At 48.8% G+C, this 21,292-nt stretch carries 19 protein-coding genes; 13 read left to right on the top strand and 6 right to left on the bottom strand.

Annotated elements, in window-relative coordinates; all coding sequences use genetic code 11:
• Positions 1–4 precede the first annotated feature (4 nt).
• The 5 genes from M1Q06_RS16540 to M1Q06_RS16520 all read left to right on the top strand — a co-directional run bounded on the left by M1Q06_RS16540 (position 5) and on the right by M1Q06_RS16520 (position 5,448).
• Positions 5–793, top strand: a complete 789-nt coding sequence (locus M1Q06_RS16540; protein ID WP_101192084.1) for an MBL fold metallo-hydrolase — start codon at positions 5–7, stop codon at positions 791–793.
• A gap of 504 nt (positions 794–1,297) precedes the next feature.
• Positions 1,298–2,500: a S1C family serine protease gene (locus M1Q06_RS16535; RefSeq protein ID WP_434400827.1), complete on the top strand. Its 1,203-nt coding sequence runs from the start codon at positions 1,298–1,300 to the stop codon at positions 2,498–2,500.
• A 267-nt stretch (positions 2,501–2,767) separates the two neighbouring features.
• On the top strand, positions 2,768–2,980 hold the full coding sequence (locus M1Q06_RS16530) for a CxxH/CxxC protein (protein WP_434400825.1): 213 nt from the start codon (positions 2,768–2,770) through the stop codon (positions 2,978–2,980).
• A gap of 89 nt (positions 2,981–3,069) precedes the next feature.
• A complete protein-coding gene (gene rlmH / locus M1Q06_RS16525) occupies positions 3,070–3,549 on the top strand; it encodes a 23S rRNA (pseudouridine(1915)-N(3))-methyltransferase RlmH (RefSeq protein WP_121299375.1) in 480 nt (159 codons plus the stop codon).
• Positions 3,550–3,939: 390 nt separating this feature from the next.
• Positions 3,940–5,448, top strand: coding sequence for a DUF1846 domain-containing protein (locus M1Q06_RS16520; RefSeq protein WP_434400823.1), 1,509 nt, complete (start codon positions 3,940–3,942; stop codon positions 5,446–5,448).
• Between the two features lie 243 nt (positions 5,449–5,691).
• Here M1Q06_RS16520 and M1Q06_RS16515 read toward each other — a convergent pair whose 3' ends face one another.
• Positions 5,692–6,441 carry an SDR family NAD(P)-dependent oxidoreductase gene (locus M1Q06_RS16515; protein WP_434400822.1) on the bottom strand — a complete coding sequence of 250 codons (750 nt, stop codon included), beginning with the start codon at positions 6,439–6,441 and terminating at the stop codon, positions 5,692–5,694.
• Positions 6,442–6,710: 269 nt separating this feature from the next.
• Between M1Q06_RS16515 and M1Q06_RS16510 the strand changes: the two genes are divergently transcribed.
• The 7 genes from M1Q06_RS16510 (at position 6,711) to M1Q06_RS16480 (ending at position 14,182) form a co-directional block, all read left to right on the top strand.
• The gene (locus tag M1Q06_RS16510) at positions 6,711–7,307 is read left to right on the top strand and encodes a DUF4230 domain-containing protein (protein ID WP_434400820.1); all 597 of its coding nucleotides are present in this window, start codon (positions 6,711–6,713) and stop codon (positions 7,305–7,307) included.
• A 159-nt stretch (positions 7,308–7,466) separates the two neighbouring features.
• On the top strand, positions 7,467–8,432 hold the full coding sequence (locus M1Q06_RS16505; RefSeq protein WP_434400818.1) for a nucleoside hydrolase: 966 nt from the start codon (positions 7,467–7,469) through the stop codon (positions 8,430–8,432).
• 42 nt (positions 8,433–8,474) lie between these two features.
• Entirely contained in the window at positions 8,475–9,092 is a 618-nt protein-coding gene (locus tag M1Q06_RS16500) for an NAD(P)-dependent oxidoreductase (protein ID WP_434400816.1), read from the top strand.
• 139 nt (positions 9,093–9,231) lie between these two features.
• Positions 9,232–10,845: a DcuS/MalK family sensor histidine kinase gene (gene dcuS / locus M1Q06_RS16495; protein ID WP_434400814.1), complete on the top strand. Its 1,614-nt coding sequence runs from the start codon at positions 9,232–9,234 to the stop codon at positions 10,843–10,845.
• Complete coding sequence (locus tag M1Q06_RS16490) at positions 10,838–11,554, top strand: response regulator (protein ID WP_434400812.1); 717 nt, start codon at positions 10,838–10,840, stop codon at positions 11,552–11,554. Before dcuS ends, M1Q06_RS16490 begins: the two co-directional genes overlap by 8 nt.
• Before the next feature lie 353 nt (positions 11,555–11,907).
• Positions 11,908–13,215, top strand: coding sequence for a 2-hydroxycarboxylate transporter family protein (locus tag M1Q06_RS16485; protein ID WP_434400810.1), 1,308 nt, complete (start codon positions 11,908–11,910; stop codon positions 13,213–13,215).
• Positions 13,216–13,276: 61 nt separating this feature from the next.
• On the top strand, positions 13,277–14,182 hold the full coding sequence (locus M1Q06_RS16480; RefSeq protein ID WP_434400808.1) for an AEC family transporter: 906 nt from the start codon (positions 13,277–13,279) through the stop codon (positions 14,180–14,182).
• Between the two features lie 80 nt (positions 14,183–14,262).
• Here M1Q06_RS16480 and M1Q06_RS16475 read toward each other — a convergent pair whose 3' ends face one another.
• From M1Q06_RS16475 to M1Q06_RS16455, 5 genes are all read right to left on the bottom strand, one after another.
• Complete coding sequence (locus tag M1Q06_RS16475) at positions 14,263–15,360, bottom strand: hypothetical protein (RefSeq protein ID WP_434400806.1); 1,098 nt, start codon at positions 15,358–15,360, stop codon at positions 14,263–14,265.
• A gap of 187 nt (positions 15,361–15,547) precedes the next feature.
• A complete protein-coding gene (locus M1Q06_RS16470; protein ID WP_434400804.1) occupies positions 15,548–16,420 on the bottom strand; it encodes a polysaccharide deacetylase family protein in 873 nt (290 codons plus the stop codon).
• Positions 16,374–16,874, bottom strand: coding sequence for a hypothetical protein (locus tag M1Q06_RS16465; protein WP_121299353.1), 501 nt, complete (start codon positions 16,872–16,874; stop codon positions 16,374–16,376). The genes M1Q06_RS16470 and M1Q06_RS16465 overlap by 47 nt, the downstream gene beginning before the upstream one ends.
• Complete coding sequence (pgaC, locus tag M1Q06_RS16460; protein WP_434402916.1) at positions 16,832–18,019, bottom strand: poly-beta-1,6-N-acetyl-D-glucosamine synthase; 1,188 nt, start codon at positions 18,017–18,019, stop codon at positions 16,832–16,834. Before pgaC ends, M1Q06_RS16465 begins: the two co-directional genes overlap by 43 nt.
• 409 nt (positions 18,020–18,428) lie before the next feature.
• Positions 18,429–19,805 carry a PQQ-binding-like beta-propeller repeat protein gene (locus M1Q06_RS16455; RefSeq protein ID WP_434400802.1) on the bottom strand — a complete coding sequence of 459 codons (1,377 nt, stop codon included), beginning with the start codon at positions 19,803–19,805 and terminating at the stop codon, positions 18,429–18,431.
• Positions 19,806–20,069: 264 nt separating this feature from the next.
• Between M1Q06_RS16455 and M1Q06_RS16450 the strand changes: the two genes are divergently transcribed.
• Positions 20,070–21,257, top strand: a complete 1,188-nt coding sequence (locus M1Q06_RS16450) for a DUF4317 domain-containing protein (RefSeq protein ID WP_434400800.1) — start codon at positions 20,070–20,072, stop codon at positions 21,255–21,257.
• Positions 21,258–21,292 lie beyond the last annotated feature (35 nt).

Genomic DNA, 21,292 nt, shown 5'->3' with positions numbered 1-21,292 from the left:
AACTATGCGCTTTAGTGTATTGGCCAGCGGTTCGACTGGCAATGCCATCTATATAGAAAACGACGAGCATGCGTTTTTAGTGGACGCAGGGCTTAGCGGCAAGAAATTGGAGTCGTTATTCGCCTCCATCGGCCGCGATATGGGCAAGCTCGACGGCATTCTTGTCACCCATGAGCATAGCGATCACATTAAAGGGCTCGGCATCGCCGCGCGCCGGCATAAAGTGCCGATTTACGCCAACGCCAAAACGTGGACGGCGATGGACGGGCTGGTCGGCGAGATTCCGGTCGAGCAGCGCTTCCATTTTGATATGGAGACGACGAAATCGTTTGGCGGCCTCGACATCGAGTCGTTCGGCGTGTCGCATGACGCGGCGGACCCGATGTTCTATGTGTTCCACGAGAACGGCAGGAAGCTTGCGCTGATCACCGATACGGGCTATGTCAGCGACCGCATGAAAGGCATCATCGGCGCGTCCGATGCTTATGTGTTTGAGAGCAACCATGACATCGGCATGCTGCAGATGGGGCGCTACCCATGGTCGGTCAAACGACGCATCCTGAGCGACGTCGGGCACGTGTCGAATGAAGATGCGGCGGTGGCGATGTCGGAAGTGCTCGCGGAGAAGCCGACGCGCATCTACTTGTCGCATTTGAGCAAAGACAATAACATGAAAGACCTCGCGCGCATGAGCGTCGAGCAGACCTTGCAGACGAAAGGCATCTTCGTCGGCGATTATGTCGATTTGTTTGATACCTCGCCGACTGAAGCGACGCCTTTGGTTGTGGTGTGAATAGATGTAGGAGCAGAGACTGTCCCAGAAGCCTGAAAAATGGCTTGTCGGGCAGTCTTTTTGTTTTTTTAGAGCCGCTGATGTCCGTGAAAGTGGACGCTTTCGGGCCCACAGGATGTGGGTCATGCAGCTGGCGCGGTCTCGCATTTAGCCGCTGATGCTCATTGCGGCGGACGCTTTCCGCGGGCATGGCCTCAGCCGCTTCCCTCGCTTCGCTCAGTCCAGGGTCTTCGGCTCATGTCGCTCCGTCGCGTTGCTCCGTCACTGCTCCCGCAGGAGTCGCCGCCTCCATTCCCATCAGCTAGTGTGGGATGAATATAGAGGTCGCAGTAATAGTTGTGGAAAGCATCATCTTACTGCGCTGCGGCGGCCAGTCATCCAGTTTAAAAGTGTACAAAGTAAGTTGGATTATGACTTCCTGACAGGCTCACACAGGGAGGATTGCTTGCATTTTGGCGGGTACATCTTATGATAAAAAGAGAGACATAAGAGAGGATGGAGGCTATGGGTTATTACAATCAAACGCCGAATGGCAGGCAGCCGAAGCCGAGCCGTGCGGGCAGTTTCTTTGCGGGGGTATTCGGCGTACTGGTCGGAGCGTTATTAATGTGGCTGTTGTTTTCGCAAGCACCGGGCTTATTGCCAGGCACCGAATCAACAAATTCCGGCACCCAGATCCAGCAGCAAAACCGTGAGCAGCAAGGCGCGTCGCTTGATATCACGACCGATGTGACGAAGGCCGTCGATGAGGCGTCGGATGCGGTAGTTGGCGTGTCGAATCTCCAGACAGGCGGGGATTTCTTCTCGCAAAGCCAGGAACAGGCAGTCGGCACGGGTTCTGGCGTCATTTATAAAAGTGAAGGCGATACCGCGTATGTCGTGACGAACCATCACGTCGTTGACGGCGCGAGTGGCATTGAAGTGACCTTGGCCGACGGGACAAAAGTCGACGCACAAGTGGTCGGCAGCGATATTTGGACCGATCTCGCTGTTCTTGAAATGAGCAACGAGAAAGTGCAGGGTGTTGTAGAGCTGGGTGATTCGGATGCGTTGAAGCGCGGTGAAGCGGTTATCGCGATCGGCAATCCGCTTGGCCTTGAATTCTCAGGTTCTGTGACGAGCGGCGTCGTGTCAGGCACTGACCGGGCAGTTCCAGTCGACCTGGACGGCGATGGCACAGAAGACTGGCAAGCGGAAGTCTTGCAGACAGATGCGGCGATCAACCCCGGTAACAGCGGCGGCGCGCTCGTCAATTTGGCAGGGCAACTGATCGGCATCAACTCGATGAAAATCGCCACTTCGCAAGTCGAGGGCATTGGCTTCTCGATTCCAATCAACTCGGCACTGCCAGTCATCAATCAACTCGAAGCGACGGGTGAAATGGTGCGTCCGGCGATGGGCATCACGCTGATTGATTTGGCGCAAGTGCCGAGCACATACCGCGATGATACATTGAATTTGACGGAAGACGTCACGGCGGGCGTCGTTGTGAGCTCGGTTGTCCCGTCTTCCGCGGCGGATGAAGCGGGCATGCGCCAATATGATGTCATCGTCGAGATGGATGGTGAAGAGATCGGGGATATCATCGAGTTGCGCAAGCATCTTTACAACGAAAAGCAAATCGGGGATATGCTCCAAGTAAAGGCATACCGAAACGGCGAATTGCTCGAATTCGAGCTTGAGCTCACCGACAATTCCACATTATAAGACCCAGCAGTTCCGTAAGGTGTTTTATACACCGAATGGAACTGCTTTTTTCATTTCCGAAAATGAAAATGAAAAATGAAAATCAGCTGAATATTATACACTTCGTAGCACGAATTTTTAGCTGAAATGGGGTAATTGTTCGGGAAAATGGCATGTGGATAACTTTTTTGTTAAAAATCGATTATTAACAATCCACAGGTGACAAAAGCTTCGCTATCCGTAGTGTTTTATATCTGTTAAAATGGATTGTGGATAAAAGGGAACGAAATGTGTATAACTGTGTTGAATATTCGGAAATCGAAAGGGGGCGTAAAAATGGAGTTATATTGCTGTCAAACGCACGTGGGACAAGGACTTGACGAATTTGTTGCCAAAACAGAAAGCTATCCTATACTGACTGAATTATCAGATAGCAAAAAGTTATCCACAAAGTGCAACTACTGTGAAGAACGAGCATTGTATCTTGTGGCGGATAAATAAAATCCTACAATATGTAGAAACGCCTGTGGATATGTGCATAAACTCTGTGGGCAACTTGTTTGTAAATTTAGTGTAAAGGGGGATAAGTTGTGAACATTTCAATTGTGACCGTCGGAAAACTGAAAGAGAAATACTTGAAAGCGGGCATTGCAGAATATGCAAAACGCTTAGGGGCTTATGCAAAAATTGCGGAGGTAGAAGTCGCGGACGAAAAAGCGCCGGAGCAATTGAGCGAAGCGGATATGGAAATCGTCAAAAAGAAAGAAGGCGAGCGCATACTCGCCAAGATCCCTCAGGACGCCTACGTCATCGCGCTGGCGATCGACGGCAAGATGAAGACCTCCGAGCAGCTCGCCAAAGACATGGAATCGCTCATGACTTACGGCCGCAGCAAAGTCGTCTTCGTCATCGGGGGGTCTCTTGGGCTGCATGATGAAGTGCTGAAGCGTGCGGATGAGAAATTGTCGTTCTCGAAGATGACGTTTCCGCATCAATTGATGAAGCTGATCTTGCTGGAGCAGGTATACCGGGCTTTCCGGATTATGAAGGGTGAACCGTATCATAAGTAAGTGAGGTTTATACTAGTAAATAAACTCTAACTTATACATGATTTGTCTAAATGCTATAGACAATCCATTTTTTAAACCGAATTCTAATGTTTTCTTTACACCGATAGATCAAATTAATTCAGTTATTGAAACTATCTAAGGAAAACAGGTTTTCATCATTTGGATATGCTAAACATTGATTTGAATTCTGTTATTTTAGTTGAATATATCCTTGGTGAGGCCACTGCGCTTTTTTGGATACGCCACTCAATGAAGCAATTGGACCGATTTACTTTTTTTTTCAAAAATTTATAATGATAAAGGATAGATTTTTATTGGTACTTTCTCTTAATGCGTTTTTATATACTGGATAAGAGAAAACTTGAAGTATAGAAGGCGGGACTGAAATTAATGAAAAAAATTGGATTTGATTCGGAGAAATATTTGCAAGAACAATCAGCCTACATCCTGGAGCGGGTGCAGCAGTATGATAAACTTTACTTGGAATTTGGCGGAAAATTGATAGGCGACAAACATGCCAAGCGTGTGTTGCCTGGATTTGATGAAGATGCCAAAATCAAACTATTGCATACACTGAAAGAAAAGGCGGAAATCATCATCTGTGTCTACGCTGGAGACATCGAACGAAACAAAGTCCGGGAAGATTACGGCATCACTTATGACCAGGACGTCCTTCGCTTAATTGACGAATACCGGGCATACGGCATTTCTGTCAACAGTGTCTTGATCACCCGTTACCAGGGGCAGCCAACAGTCAAAGTATTTATGACAAAGCTTGAGAGAAGCGGAATCAGCGTCTGTATTCACCGCGAAATCGAAGGTTATCCGACAAACGTGGAGGCGGTCCTTGGGGAAGAAGGATTTGCGACGAATCCCTATATTAAAACGACAAAGCCAATCGTGGTAGTAACAGGCCCTGGCCCAGGAAGCGGAAAGCTTGCTACTTGCCTTAACCAAATGTACCACGAGAACAAACTGGGAAATGAAGTCGGCTATGCCAAGTTTGAGACTTTTCCAGTTTGGAACTTGCCGTTAAAGCACCCAGTAAACATCGCTTATGAAGCGGCTACCGTCGATTTAAAAGACGTGAATATGATTGATAATTATCATTATGAAGCGTATGAGAAAGTAGCGGTCAATTACAATCGTGATATTGAGACATTTCCTGTCATCAAACGGATTATTGAAAGGATTACCGGCAAAGAATCTGTTTACAGCTCACCGACTGATATGGGGGTTAATCGCCTGAAATCGGGCATCACTGACGATCGGGTTGTCCAGGAAGCTGCCAAGCAGGAAATCATTCGGCGCAGTTTTGTCGTTGAGAACGACTATAAAAAAGGGCTTGCCGATGAAGACAGTGTACGCCACATGCAAGTGATTCTAGAAGAGACCGGTTTAAAGAAAGAGGACCGGGCACCTGTATTGCCGGCGCGTAATTATGCGAAAGAAGTCCAAGCACAAATTGACAGCACGAATTTACAAGCCGTCATTGCGATAGAACTGCCGAATGGCGAGATGATCACTGGTCGAACGACAACTCTGATGGATGCTTCGGCAGCCGCGATTCTGAATGGGTTGAAGAAATTGACCAATATTTCCGATGAAATTGATTTGTTGTCGCCGGTGATTTTACAAACGATTCAACGCTTGAAAACCGATGACTTGAATAGCCGCGTCCCGACATTAAGCGCCAATGAAGTGCTCATTGCACTGGCAATCAGTGCGGTCACCAATCCTACTTCTGAGCTGGCTTATAAGCAATTGCCACATTTAAAAGACACCCAAGCACATTCGACGGTTATATTGAATAGAGAAAACGAACAGACCTTTAAGAAGCTTGGAATCGACATCACCAACGATTCGGTATATCCAACTGAGAACCTATATTACAATTAGATTTTAGAAAACACCTGCCTTTTTCTCCTTCCATAGAAGCCTGAGACAGATGTATTTTCATTTATAGCGTTTACTGAAAAGGTTCATTCTTCTTTTAATGAGAAGAATGAACCTTTTTGCTTTATTGAATCAATCAAGCGCTACTTGTGAAAGACTGTAAAAAATAACTTTACTTCATCCGACACCAAAATAAAGCACTACAGTAAATGGTTAAATTAATCCTATCTTGTTTCCTAAATCTATTTATTTTAACGAATACCCACCATCTACAACGATTTCTGCACCATTTATATAAGACGCCTTGTCTGAAGCCAAGAACAGCACAACTTCTGCGATCTCACTTGGTTTCCCGTAACTTCCTCTCGGGTGTCCCTGCGATTGCTTGTCATAATTCTCTTTTCCGCCATATGCCTTAATGGCCAGGTCGGTTTCTGTCGGTCCGGGGGAGATGCAATTGACGCGGATGCCTTGATTGGCAAAGCGCAGTGCCGTGCTTTGGGTCATCGCCACAACGGCTGCTTTGGTTCCGCTATAAGCTGGCAGCATCGGATTGACTTTATCGTTTCCGAGGATCGCCGCATTATTGATCACGACTCCATGTTTTTGCTTACCCATCACGGCTAAAGCATATTTCATGTAGAGGAAAATCGCCGTTTGATTGACGGCAATCAACTGATTCCAGTCATCCAGCTTTACTCGAGACAAGGGCCCCATTCCGATAGACAGAACGCCCGCATTGTTGAAGAGGATCTCGACAGTGTGTCCATCATTTTCAAGTGCGTTAAAAAAGCTCTCGATTTCTTCCGGGTTTTCGTTATGCACTTGGTGAAAATGGGCTTTCCCGTCGCATTCACTCTCTACTTGAGCCCCTTTGTCGCTGTCTCTTCCCGTAAAATGAACAGTAGCTCCTTCCTTACAAAAGAAACGAACCACTTCCTTGCCAATTCCATCCGTTCCACCGTTAACAACCACTACTTTGTTTTCGAACATCATCTGATCTCCTCCAAACGTCATAGTAAAGTCATAAAGAATTTGTAATCAGTATATAGCATTCGGATCACTGTAGGAAATTTGGGTATCGCTACTCAAGTGCTATGGAGAGCTGCTTATCATAATTAAATGATTAATTATGTTATTTTTTTCTATTTATTCAATTTTTAATATGTATAATAGTGTAAGAGATTGTTGAAATCTCTGGAATTATTCTGTAAGTATAAAGTGCTTTTCTATTAAATATGGAGAATAGGCAAAGGGGATATAACATGAAAAAGATAGCAGTAACTTTAGTATTGGGATTGGTTATCGGGGCAATTGGGGTGTTTGCATTTTTACAAACAAATTTATTTGGCTTCGCTGCCGATAGCAGCTCTGAAACTGGTTTGATCCAAGAGCAAATTGTAGAACTGTCGGAATGGACGACATTAAAGTATGAATACAGATACACAATCGTAAGCCGGACAGGTGAAAATAAAAATATTCCATTCACAGATATCAATTTCGTGGAGGCAATAAAGTTAATCGAGTATACCGGATATTTGAAAGCAGGGTCGGACCTTTCAGAGCTAGAAGTAACAACTGATGATGGGGAAGAAAAAATATCCCTCAGGATTCCGAAAGCTAAAATACTCGATAATGTAGTAGATACTGAAAAAACGACAGTAGAAGATATCAAAGGCAATATCTTCTCAAACTATCCTACCCAGAAAGTTTTTGATGAAGTAAATGAAAACAAGGAACAGATTGAGGAAGAAAAAATCGACCAAGGCTTACTGGATGAGGCGGATCAGAGAACAGAAGAGCTGTTGACTGATTTCTTGAACGCGCAAGGGTATAGTGAGGTCGTCATCGAATTTTATTGATAAAAATAAGCAGGAAGCAATCGAGTTTAACAACTTGGATTGCTTCTTTTTGTATTATGTACAGCTTAGTGACGAATGAAGACATGCGCTATCATTTCACTCCAAGCCCTGACTAGCGTAAAATCAAAACCAATAGATGAGAAAAGGTGGTTTTGAGGGATGGCCAGATTGCCGATAATGATCGATACAGACCCTGGAATTGACGATGCGATGATGCTGACTTTGGCGTTTGCGCATGAGGAATTCTTTGATGTGCGCTTAGTGACGACGTGTTCGGGGAATATTTCGCAGGACAAGACGAATTATAATGCACGCACCTTCCTCAGTTATATCGGTGCACAGGTTGAAGTGGCGCGCGGTTTGGAGCAGCCGATGTTCCGCGAGCTCGAGATGGCGGAAGAGATCCACGGGGAGAGTGGTTTTGGGAATGTTGAGTTTCCGCCTCCGACTTTGCCAGTGAGCGAACGGCCGGCCGTGACCGCGATGCTCGAGACTTTGCTGGCGAGCGAGGAGAAAATGACCATCGTGGCAACGGGCCCTCTGACGAATGTGGCGGCCTTATTGCTGGCGCATCCGGAAGTAAAGCCGAAAATCGAGCGCATTTCGTGGATGGGTGGAGCGGCAGTCGGCGGCAATATGTCGCCGTCCGCTGAATTCAATGCCTATGTCGACCCACACGCAGTCGAAATCGTCTTCCGCTCGGGCGTTCCGGTCGTCATGAGCGGCTTGGATGTGACACATAAAGCATTCGTGACGCTTGAGGAAGCTAAGAGCATTTTGGCTATCGGCACCGAATTTGCGGAAAAAGCGTATGGCCTCGTTACGCATTATTTGGATGTCATCAAAAGAACGCCTTTTCACGAGGAAAATTACGACCAGGTGCTACATTTCCACGATGTCTGTGCAGTCATGTATTTATTGCGGCCGGAATTGTTTGAAGGGCAAGATTGCTATGTGGAAGCATCGCTCGAAGGCATCACTGCCGGAGCGACGGTAGTGGATTTCACGAACCGGACAGGGGAGAAGCCGAATGTCCATGTTTTGCATAGTGTGGACCGGGAAGCGTTCGTTGTGGAATTCGTGAAAGCCGTAAAAGTCATTTCGGACCGCGTGGAATCTCGTTGATTCGATAGCTCGACAACTCATAAGAAAGCAAGGTGAAGCGTGATGAAAATCATCGTATTCGGGGCGACGGGCAGCGTGGGCCGATCGGTCGTCAAGCAAGCATTGGAGCAAGGCTTTGAAGTGACGGCGTTTGTGCGGACTCCGGACAAATTGAAAGTGACCGGTGAAAAGTTAATGGTAGTGCAAGGAGATGCGTTCCACGTGGAACAAGTGGCTGCAGCGATTGCCGGCCATGACGCGGTCGTATCCTGTTTGGGCTCGAATCAAGGGATGAAAAAGTCAGCGGATTTGCAAACGATGGCGAAAAATATCGTGGCAGGCATGCAACAGCATGGCGTCAAGCGCATCGTCTACACGGCATCTGCAGGAATTAACGATGAACTTCCAGGCATTGGCGGAAAGTTGATGATGGGCGTACTGAAGCAGGTGCTCATCGATCACCGCGCCGCTGTCGATGCCATTCAAGAAGCCGGACTGACCTATACGATCGTCCGGCCGATGGGCTTGACCAATGATTCCTTTAGCGGGCAGTACCGTGAATCTGAAGAAAGCGTGCCGAGCAAATCGAAGACCATTCCGCGCGCAGATGTGGCGCATTTTATCGTCAAAGCACTGGGAAATGCAGAGTATGAAAACAAGTCTGTGGGGATTGCGACTTGAATCCTCGCCAAGACGAGCAGCTGCAAATATTGCGGCTGTTTTTTTGGTTCATTTTCACGATTTTCTTTATTGAAATTTTGGCTTATAGTAGAAACATCTGTTTACAAGTACTTTTCCGCAGCAAAGAATGAGGTGCATCATGGCGTTTTTATCACGATTTAAATTGAGTACAATCATTATCTCGTTTGTGCTATTGGTGGTGTTGGTGTCGCTCGTGATTACCAATCTGCTGGTGGCCGATACATCGGGCGACCGGATCGAGCAGCAGTTGGAAGATAAAGCCGTCAGTATTTCCCGGACCGCCGCAGAGTCGCAAGTGATTCGCCAAGGCTTGGAGAGGGAAGCGGCGGAAGCGAATATACAGGATTATGCGTTGGCCGTGCAACAAGCCGCAGATGTGTTGTTTGTCGTCGTCATGGACATGGACGGCATCCGCAAATCGCATCCGAATCCGGACAATATCGGCAAGGGGTTTGCCGGGGGCGATGAACGCCGTGTACTAGCAGGCGAGGAATACACGTCGCGTGCGGAAGGGACGCTCGGGCAATCGGTCCGAGCGTTCACGCCGGTGTTTGATCAAGACGATAAACAAATCGGCGCGGTCGCAGTCGGTATTTCCTTAGAGGAAGTGGAAGCGGCGATCGGGCAAAATCAAAAGACGCTTTGGATCGGGTCGTTAAGCGGTTTATTGTTCGGCATTATCGGCGCATTGTACTTGGCACGATATATTAAAAAGAGCCTGTTCGGCCTGGAACCTCCCGAAATTGCGCGCATCCATGAAGAACGCAACCAGATGCTTCATTCCGTTTACGAAGGCGTCATCGCGATCGATCAACATTCACGCATCATGCTCGCCAACCGGTCGGCGAGAGAGCTGTTCGAAAAAGCGGGCTTCACGGGCCGTGAGCCGATCGGCAAGGAGATCCATGACTTTCTGCCAGGCCTCAACACGCACCGTGTATTGCTTGAAAAACATACCGTTTTGGATGAAGAGCAGGAGCTCAATGGCCTGTCGATCCTGTCGAACCAAGTGCCTTTATTGGTGAATGACCAAGTGATCGGCGCGATGGTCACTTTCCGGGACAAGACGGAAATCGACTTGCTTGCCGAACAATTGACCGGCGTCGAAATGTATGCGGAAACTTTGCGGGCGCAATCGCACGAATTCATGAATCAACTGCACGTCTTGCTCGGCTTGATTAAAATGGAGCAATACGAGCAAGTGTCGCAGTTTATCGCAAAATTGGTCGACCACCAGGCCGTGGAAGTCGGCAATGTGACGCGTTCCATCAAGGATCCGGTGCTGGCCGGCTTTATCCTCGGGAAAATCAGTTTCGCGAGAGAAGCGCAGGTGGAACTGATGATCAGCTGCGAGACCGACATCCCGAAACCGGACGATCCCGCGGTCACGCACGAGCTGATCACGATCATCGGCAATGTGGTCGACAACGCGATCGACAATGTCCAAGAGACCCAATACAAGCGGGTGCACGCCGCGTTTTCCTATATCGATGAATTGCTGACGATCACGATCAGCGATACAGGAACGGGGATCGACGAGGAATTGCAGGAAAAGATGTTCGAAAAAGGCGTCTCCAGTAAGGAAGGCTACCACCGCGGATTCGGATTGCATTTGGTGAAAAATAGCGTAGACCAACTCGAAGGTTCGATTGAAGTGGCCTCCGAGAAAAACGAAGGTACGACGTTCGAGTTGGTGCTGCCGTATGAAGCAAGGGGTGAAACAGATGATTAAGGTAATGATAGTAGAAGATGACCCGATGGTCGCCGCCTTGAACCGCCAATTCGTCGAGCGGATGGACGGCTTTGAGGTGAGCGGCGTCGCCGGAAACGCCCAGCAGGCCATCGCGATCCTCGCGGAGTCGGACGTCGATTTGGTATTGCTCGACATCCACATGCCGGGGCTGACCGGCATCGAATTTTTGCAGATGCTCCGCGAACAACAGCAGGACCTTGACGTCATCTTGATCACGGCAGCCTCTGAAATCCAGCAAATCCAGCACGCCTTGAGGCTCGGGGCTTCCGATTATTTGATCAAGCCCTTCGAGTTCAGCCGTTTCCAGGAAGCGCTGCTGCAATACCAAAAACATTTCCATAAACTGAACGATAATAAACAAATCAGCCAGCAGGAAATCGACAGCCTGCTCGGCAGAAAACAGCCAGCCACTTCTACATCAGCCACGGTGCAATCATTGCCGAAAGGGCTGACAAAAGGAACGCTGCAGACCATCCAGCAAGTGATCCTGGCGAACGAAGCTGCGGTGTTTTCAACAGATGAACTGGCGCAGTCAGCTCATATTTCCAGGGTCTCCGTCCGGAAATACCTGAAATTCCTCAGCGCCATCGGCTATTTGCAGGAAGATTTGACCTACGGCGTCGGCCGGCCTATCTATCAATACCGTGTGGCGCCGGAAAACGCACATCGTCTCGATCCTTATCTTTGAGGGTTAAGGTGGAGCTTTGGAAAACATTGCGTCATCTAATAGTTCAGTGAGATGTCTGAGTGTTTGGAGAAGCGTTTGCTCGACTCCAACGGAATAGCGAGACGACCGAGACCCCGCAAGCAGTGAAGCGGCTGAGGAGGCTTGGGCGCGAGCCCGTGGAAAGCGAGCAATAAGCTTCGGAAAATACGGTTTCGCGACACCCAAAAAAAGCAGCCAATGCGGCTGCTTTTTTTAATTACAATAAAACCAATACTTTCATAAGCTAGAAGTTGTCTGAAATTTGTCTAAAATATGAAATACATTGAAAGCGCTTACCTAAATAGCGCAAGCACAAGAAAACGAGGTGTCCAACGATGAAGGAAACAAATAAGATCCCGCCGCAGTTGCCGGCGAGAAGTTTGAAAGACAAATTCACGATTTTCAATATGCCGATTCTCTGGTTCGGGGTGTTCGCGGTTATTGCGATCTATGCGATGTATACCGAAAACTTGCCAGCCGGAATGATCGGCGCCTTGCTCATTACCATGGTGCTCGGTGAATTATTGGGCTGGTTCGGCAATCATCTGCCGATTGTCCGCACATTCCTCGGAGGCGGCGCGATCGTCGCTATTTTCGGATCCGCTTATATGGTCTATAGTGGACTTATGCCCGAAAGCACGACGGCTGGGATTACGGAATTCATGAAAGACGGCGATTTCCTTAACTTCTATATTGCGGCTTTGATTACCGGCAGTATTTTGGGGATGGAATCGAAAATTTTGGTGAAAGCGGGTGTCCGCTACGCCTTGCCATTGCTCGCTGCGGTGGCAGGGGCGGTTGGACTGGCTGCCTTAGTCGGAATGGTATTAGGCTTCAGCGTCCAGGAAGCGGTGCTTGTCATCGCCATGCCGATCATGGGCGGCGGTATGGGGGCAGGCGCTGTGCCGATGTCCCAAGTCTATTCGGAAATGCTTGGCAATGAACCCGGATATTACCTATCGATTTTAGTGCCGGCTTTGGCACTTGGGAATGTCTTCGCCATCATCTTGGCGAGTGTGTTGAACATGATCGGCAATAAATACCCGAGCTTGACGGGGAATGGCCAGCTGATCCGCAATTTCCATTACGAGAAAAAAGAAACGCCTAGCTATGATTTGGCGAAAATGGGCATCGGCGTCTTGGCTGCGGTGTCGTTCTATATTTTAGGGAATCTCTTGGGTGATTTTATCCCGCTTCATCCGTATGCCCTCATGATTATTTTGGTGGCAGCGCTGAAAGTCGCCAATGTCATGCCGGAAATTATTGTAGAAGGCGCGAGCCAGTGGTATGAGTTCGTGGCGCGCAACTGGACCAACGCCTTGCTAGTGGGCATTGGGGTCGCGTATACGGACTTGGAAGCCGTGCTGAATGCCTTGAGCATCCAATACGTGCTCATCGTCTTGGCTGTCGTCATCGGTGCCGTCATCGGTGCTGGCGTGGTCGGGAAGTTCATGGGCTTCTATCCGATCGAAGCAGCGATCACTGCAGGGCTGTGTATGGCGAATATGGGCGGAACGGGCGATGTCGCGGTGCTGTCTGCGGCAAGACGCATGGAGTTGATGCCGTTTGCTCAAATTTCGTCCCGTCTCGGCGGCGCGTTAATCTTATTATTGGCCAGTATATTTATACCGTTTTTCATTTAATTAATTATAATCTGAGGGAGGGGAGAAATCCTTTCCCTCTTTCTGATGGAGAGTGAACGCCGTGATTGTCAGTGAAATCATCAATGTCATTTTGCCGGTCTTTATTTTGCTCGGCATCGGCTTTTTTGTCGGTAGATTCATGGACATCCAGACGAAACCGGTGTCGGATTTGTGCATCTACGTGTTCAGCCCGGCCTTATTTTTCCATTCCGTCACGACGTCTTCGCTGGATTTGGGGGATTTAGGAAGAATTGTGCTGTTTGCCGTATTGTTATTCGCTCTCTTTGCCGTGCTCATTAAGCTTCTTGGAATCGTATTTGGGTGGACTCTGTCGTATCGCAATACGATGATGCTCGCGAGCGCATTTCCGAACACCGGGAATTACGGCTTGCCGATCGTGTTTTTCGCTTTCGGGGACGAGGGGATGGCGATCGCTATTATTTACGTCGTCATGCAATCCTTACTGATGAATTCGGCTGGCATCTTTTATGCATCAAACCATGACGATGTGTCCAAGAAGGCGATTTTCATTACTATCATCCGTATGCCAGGACTTATTGCCATCACGATCGGGCTGGTTCTGAAAATAGCGGGCATCGGGGTGCCTGAGGCGCTCGGCAATGCCACGGGATTGCTCGGGCAGGCGGCGGTGCCGGTGCTATTGACGCTGCTCGGAATTACCTTGGCATCGATTCAGATCAAGACCGTGCTGAAGTTTATCGGGACGGCGGCTGTGTTGAAATTGGCTGCGTTCCCGGCGATCGCGTTCGTGCTGCTGGCCTGGCTGTATCCGGGAGGGTCGCTGGAAGCGAAGGTGTTGCTCATTTCTGCGGCAACTCCGGCGGCTGCCACGACGACGCTTTTGGCCATCAAATTCAATATGAACCCGGACATGGTATCGAGCGCAATGTTCGTCAGCACCTTGGCGAGCATCGTTACCATTCCGGCATTGCTGTTGATCCTTTAAAACGGCAAATGTCTGGACAAAATAAATAAGGAGCCATCCCTAAGTTGCTTGGGGATGACTCCTTATTTTTATACGTGGAATTACTGAACTGCTTCGTCCAACTCCACCGTCACTTCCTGCAAGCCTTCCTTGTCCAAAGTCGCAAAATACATACGGCGCTCATTGAGGAACACGCCGGTGGTGCCGGACGTTCCCCAGCTGATATCCAATGAATCAGAAGAATTCAACTGGAGCTGGTCATCCGAAATATGGACGGTGAAATAATTCGCGGGCAGCTGCGGGAAAACCAAGGTATTTCCTTCTATGGCCGGGGCGGCTTCCCGGACCAGGCGGGGGGAATCGATTTGGTCGAGGAGTGCCCCTTCTTTTGACAGCAATGACAAAGTGCCGCCTTGATCTGTCTGGGCAGCGACGACGTATTGTTGTGCTTCGGGTACATAAGAAACGCTGTAAATATAAAATTCCACTTGCGGCAATAATTCGGTTGGCGTGACGGTCAGTTCGTTTGCCTCTGGGTCATAAAGGGCGAAACGGAGGGAAGCTTCGCTCGCATCATCATTGAATTGCTGCCAAACGAGCAGCGCATTATCGTCGGAAGCGGCAAGCATCGGCCAGCTGTCGCGGTCACCTGCTTGCGATAGTTTGATGTCATGCAACACGTCTCCTTCATCTGAAACGGTTGAGACGATGACTTCCTTACCCGAACCGAGGTCATTGACACCGCCGCCGTTGACCCAGCCGTGGGACCAGAAAAGGACGTGCTGTGCATCAGTTGAAGCTGCATGCCCGGAATGCCCACCATCGAGCAAGGTGCCTTCATGCAATAGCTGCCAATTGTCATCATAGAGCTTATAGCGCTGGGAAACGTTATTTTTTGAATCGTAGCCATCCTCATAAGTGATGATGCTCGTTTCATTGGTTGAACTGGCGCTGACCGGTTCTTGTGCTTCCGGACTGGAAACGAGTGTGTCGAACTGGTTTTCACCGATTTCTTTTTTATAAATATCATGGGTCCAGCCATCTTTGCGCTGCTCCCCACTTTTTTCAGACCATAGCACCGAATTTCCGACGATGGACACGCCATGCGCATATTTCCTTGTATCCTCAGCTGGCTGGGTAGGCTGCATGGAACAGCCTGACAGCAGGAGGGAGGCTATCAGTGTAAGCCAGTTTTTCATTTTCATTCCGCCTTTACGGTACGTTTTTCAGCGTGGCGGGAGAAGCGGGTAATGGAGGCACGTGATTCCAGGGGGCAAAGAGGCCATGAAATCAAGTCTTTGAATAAAAAAGGAAAGCTCCCCTATAGAAAGGAGCTTCCTTATAAAGCATGCAGCAGCCATAACAGCTAAGGATCGGCTTCAACTCTTAGTTTTTTTCCAAGTAAGGAAGCAGCACATCCTCAAACGTCGTCTGGTTGACGATGATCCGGTTGATCCAATAATTATCATCATCCGGGCGAATGACTTGAGGGGCTAGGATATGGCCAGCTTCAAGGCCTTGCTCTTTCAGGATGCGGGCTACGGGTTCATTGGTGTCGCCGTAAGGATATGCAAAGCTTTTCACTTTCACATCCAATTCCGACTCGATCGTTTCGACGCTTTTCTTCAGGTCTTCCCTGAATGCGTCCGCTTGCTCTGGAATTAAAAAGACAGGCGTGTCGCCTTCGAAGCGATGCATATCATAGGTATGGGAGCCGAAATCCGCCAATCCGCTGTCTCTCATCTCCCGCAGCTGATCCCATGTGGCCATTTCCAAGTTGCTGAAGTCTTCATTGCCTACTTGCCCGGCAATGACGAACATGGTGAATGGCACGTTTGCTTCTTTCAATATCGGAAAAGCGTTGTCATACACCGACACGTCAATATCATCAAATGAAATCCACACACATTTTTCAGGGAAATCGCCATCTGCTTTCGCTTTCAATAGCTGTTCTTCATTCAGGAAATTGGCATCTGCTTCGACCAAGGCGTCAATTTGCGACTTGAATTCGCTTTCCAGCACGCTGTATTGCACCAGTTCATTGGATTGCAGCACGCTGCGCGCCGATTTGACGAATAAGTCATCATCCTGGACGCGGTGATAATTCAGTCCAAGGCAGCCATCTTCGATCAATGTTTCCGGGAAAGACATGGCGGGCTTGTCTGCTGAGAATGCCTCGACGAAAAGCTCTTTCCGCGACAAGAAAAACAGGCTAATTAATGCGATAATGGTCGTCCAGATAAAGATCTTTTTGATCAACACTCTCACCTCCAAGAGGGACAATCGGATTCGTTTCAAAAACGGCATAGTCTTCACTTTGCAGTTTCTCGATCGCTTCTATTTTCATCAGCCCCAACGATTGGAGTTCGGCATTGCTTGCCGGGGTAGGGTAGCGCCGTCTTCTCAAGGTGCCGAATCTCTTTTTATTGTAGACATGATTCAGGTACAGCAATGCATAGAACAGCAGGAAGACGCCCACGGCTGCCGCAATGAACAAGCGGATGTCTTGATTGACCATGTTAAAGGAAGAATTCATGACCCGTGTCAGGATATTATTGAAGCCGAAAGTGGCTGAGACGATGAACGAGACCACCAATACACTGTAAAGCCAGCAAAGCATGGAAAAGATGAAATCGACGCTGGCGTAAAGCCAGGATCGCTTGACGACAATCAGGAAACTTTCTTCTTCATACCGCGGTCTGGGCTGTTCCATACAGCGTAACCTCCTTTTAGGCGAGATGAGATTGTTTTTGGGATGGCTGCGATGACGACAGCGGTATTGATCATCCAATAAATGGCCGGATACCAAGCGGCCCAGAAATAGTATTTCAATTTCCCGTTATAGCGGGAGTCGATGGACAGGGCGATGAATAATTGAATGAGGCTGATGAACACCAAGGCGAAGGAACTGAAGGTGAACCAGAACAGCATTTCCTGCAGCGTAGTAGCCGTGAACAATAACAATAGCGTGATGAACAGCCAGCAGAAAGCCCATAGGATGCTGAACCATTGTTCGAGATAGACAAGCCAGATTCTGCGTTGTTTCCAATTGAACAAGACTTTCCAATGGCGCAGGATGACTTCCTGTCCGCCTTGCGCCCAGCGGACTCGCTGTTTCCAAATGCCTGATACCGTTTCCGGCACCAGCATCCAGCACAGCGCACGGGGTTCGTAGCGGATATCCCAGAAACGCTTTTGGAGTTTCCAGCTGACCGCGATGTCTTCAGTGATCATGTCGCGGTCCCATAAGCCGACATCGACGAGTGCTTTTTTGCGATAGGCGACGACCACGCCGGAAACGGTCATGACTTTTCCGAGCAGCCTTTGCGTCCGCTTAATCGCCCCGATGATCGAAGCGTATTCGACCAGCTGCATCCGGCTCAGCAAATTGTTGCGGTTGCGGATCGTGGGGTTGCCGGTGACAGCGCCGACCCGTTCGCCTTGTTTGAAGAACTGATGGATCAAATAATAGGGAGCGGTATCGGCCAGCATGGCATCTGAATCGACACATACGAGGTATTCGGCTCTAGAAGCGAACAAGCCGACTTGCAAAGCGTTCGCCTTGCCGCGGTTTTCATGCAGCTGGATGGCCCGGACATCGCCGTACTGTTCCGACAATCTTCTGAGGATTCCGCTCGTCCCATCTTTCGAACCGTCATTGATTAAAATGATTTCTTTTTTCGGATAAGACAGTCCAACCAGGTTGCGGACGGTTTCTTCAATGGTTTCCTCTTCGTTATAGCAAGGGACGAGAATGCTGATCATGGGCCAGTCGAACGCTTCAATGTCCAAAGGTTCGCTTTTTAACTCCTTGGTTCTGAGGAAAAGGATAGAACCCGCTATCCAAAACAAGGCCATTGCAAAGGGATACACGAAAACATAGCCGGTTATGAAACTGTAAGGGCCTGAAAAAAGCTGAGAAAATTCCATTGATATGCCTCCTAACAAAAATATTTGATTTTAACAAATATTTAAATAATTTAGTTGTGAGTATAACCAACGTAGTCATAAAGAGTCAATGAAATTTCCAAATAATTAATAATTAATTTACAAATAGGTAAATATGCTCGTAATTTATTCACTTAAAATAAAATATTATTATATTTATTGATTTTTTATGTGGATTCAGCTCCTTCGGCTGGTGCTCTATCGGTAAAAAAAGGAATCTACGCGCCGATGGCTGCAACAAAAAACAGCCTGCGCCCGAATGGATATCGGGCACAGGCTGTTCGGTATGGATCGCTATTCGTTAGGAAAAGCCTGATTTTCAATTGAATCGGATTAGGCTCACATAGCCATCAAGGCTGGTCAACAATACTTCGGTTTTTCCGTCTTCGTCCAAATCACCGGCAAGCGGAGTGCCTTCAATGCCGCCCTTGACGTGAACTTGGCCGATTTCTTTCCCGAGTTGATCGAGAATCGTCAAGGTGCCCATCATATCAGGGACCAGGATTTCCTGCTCTCCGTCCGAATTGATATCCAAGACAGTCGTCGACCCGCGCATATTCGCAGCCAGAAAGGTCCGCCAAATGGTATTCGCCTGGCCGTCCAAGCAATAGACGAATCCAGCCAAGCCGCCGAACACCACCGCTTTTTGGCCCGGTTCGTAATTGAAGACTGTCGCTCTTGAATTGGTTTCGCTGGTCGCCCAAACCGACCAATCCGTCGATTTGTATTTTGTCTCGCCGGTTACGCCGTCCAGGTAAAGCGTCCTGCCGCCGCGGCCGTTGATGATGTACTCCACCACTCCGTCATGATCCATATCCGCATAGCTTCCGAAACAGTCGATGCCAAAGCCTGCATGGTTGTGCCATTTCAGTGACCCGGTTTCCGCGTCCAGGCAATAGACATGCTCATCGATGCTATTGAAGAGGCATTCGAGTTTTCCGTCCCCGTCGATATCCACGACTGTCGGAAACGGTTCGTTCTGTTCGAGCGAGCTGAATTTCCATATCAACTCGCCCGTGCTTGCTTTCAGTTTGACGCATTGATTATCAAAGGAAGTTGTATATAGGTACCAAGCATCCGGCTCTTTCACCAGCTGGCCGGCATGCTGGTAATACACATCGGATTCGTGAAAAGGGTGGACCTCGTAAGTCGATGTGGCATCGGGCAAGGTGTCGAATGCCTCTTCGATCCAAAGGGTATCCGTTTCGACGCCGCTAATTTTCCGCCTTTGTCCTGCGCCGGTCCCGGAAACAATAGCGAGCTCGGCGTGGTTGCCATCTATCCTCAGGAACGAATTGGCTGCCCACTCTTTCGTTGAATCGGTAATTCCCCATTCGCTTGCCGAAGTGACTTGGCCGCTGCCTTCCCGGTAATAGAGATTTGAGTGGAACCAAATCCTTTCGCCTTGTTCATTCAAGCAGTAAACATGGCCATCGTGGGAAGCGCCGAAAATTTCGATTTTGCCATCGCCGTCCACATCCGCAGCTTGAGGGCGTCCGTAATTCGGCGCGCCGAAGAGATAGCGCCAAACCAATCGCCCGGTTTCCACTTCCCGGACGTAGATATACCAATCCCAGGATTGATAGATGACGACTCGCTGGCCCTTGCTGAAAATGGCGAAGATGGGAGTGGAATAGATCGGTTCGTCGCCTGTTTTGACCTGCCATAAGATTTCATGCTCAATTTGTTTGCGCATATTCTGCATGCTCCTCACTCCACATTGGTTTCTTGTTGATACGCCTTCCAGACATCATAGCTTATTGCGCAAGAGATCCAAACGATTTCTGCTAAAGCTATTGTGTGAAAGGCAGTTTCTGGATTATGGGCCAGCCATTCATGCAGGCATCGTACATGCATGGCCGTTCAACTGGTATAATGGAGCAGTGTCAAAAGCGCAGGCTTTCGATGCTCTTTTTTTTGCAAACACATGGATTTTAATAGCTGGGAGTTGGAAATAGAGATGAACAAAAAAGACATTGCCGAGATCCGCAAGCAGTTCAAGCTGGAGACGGATCTACTGAAAATCGCCGAAATCTATAACGTATATATCAAGCAGGACACTAGTGAAATCTTCCACGAGGAGAGCCGTTCGTTTTCCTTGCTCGATCGGGAGCAGCAAGAGCTGTTTTTGGCCAACTTCAAGAAAGTGCTGGCGGGCAAGCTCGACATCAAGCTATTCGAAGTGAAGTTCCAGCGCCCGGAGGAAGGGCAAGCCGACCATACGCAGCATCTGCTCTACGAAGGGCTTCACGCAGACGATGCAGAAGGCTGGAAAGACAATATGCAGCGCGTTGCCTTGAAGATGGTCGAAGAAACGCCATACGAGAAAGACATGGTCATCACCTTCATCCGCGGCACGTATTTCAAGACGACAAAACGCGAGCCGGATGAGACAGAAGCCGCGATGCGCGACGAAGTATACACTACGCCGTTCGTCCTCAGCAGCATGAACCAGACCGAGCTGCCGAAATCCTCGCTGGTATTCGATTTTATCGAAAAGGAATTCAAGTCGAACATCATGGCGGACCCGGTCATCAAGCTGTCGTCTCCAGTCGGCGGGTTCTTGTTCCCGAGCTTCACGAACAATGCCGCAGACGTCAACCGTATCCTGTATTCTGCGGCAAAGGCCAATAAGCCCGATTTTCAGTTTATCGAAAACGTGCTGAACGGCGACGAAATAACCACTGCAGAAGACGATAAAGTGGTGTTTGAAGAAATCGTCAAGCACGTGATCGGTGATGAAGTCAATTCGAGAACGCTCGCCGGCGTCTACGACGAGATCAACAGCATGCTCGAAGTGGAAGCGGAAGACGAGGACGAGCCGGCACCGATGCTTGATTCCAAGGAAGTCGAACGCGTCTTGAAGGCAAGCGGCATCAAAGACATCAGCACCGAGAAAGTGGAACAGGCTTTCCAGCAAGTGACCGATAACCGCCAATACGAGATGAAAGCGAGCCACATCGTGCCGAAATACGGGGCCAAATCGATCAAGATCAATACGAAAGTCGCGGAAATCAAGATCGGTCCCGAAGACTTACGTTACGTCAAACAAGTCAATTACAATGGCCGCCGCTGCATCCTGATCGAAGTGGAAGAGGATACGGTAGTGGAAGGGTTTAAGTTGTTGGCGGAGGAAGAGTTGGAGTAGAACGGGCTTAACCGCCCATTAAGTGGGTAAACTTA

The sequence above is a fragment of the Planococcus sp. 11815 genome, from assembly GCF_051096385.1.
Lineage (GTDB): Bacteria > Bacillota > Bacilli > Bacillales_A > Planococcaceae > Planococcus > Planococcus citreus.
This window is presented reverse-complemented; position numbering and strand designations above follow the sequence as displayed.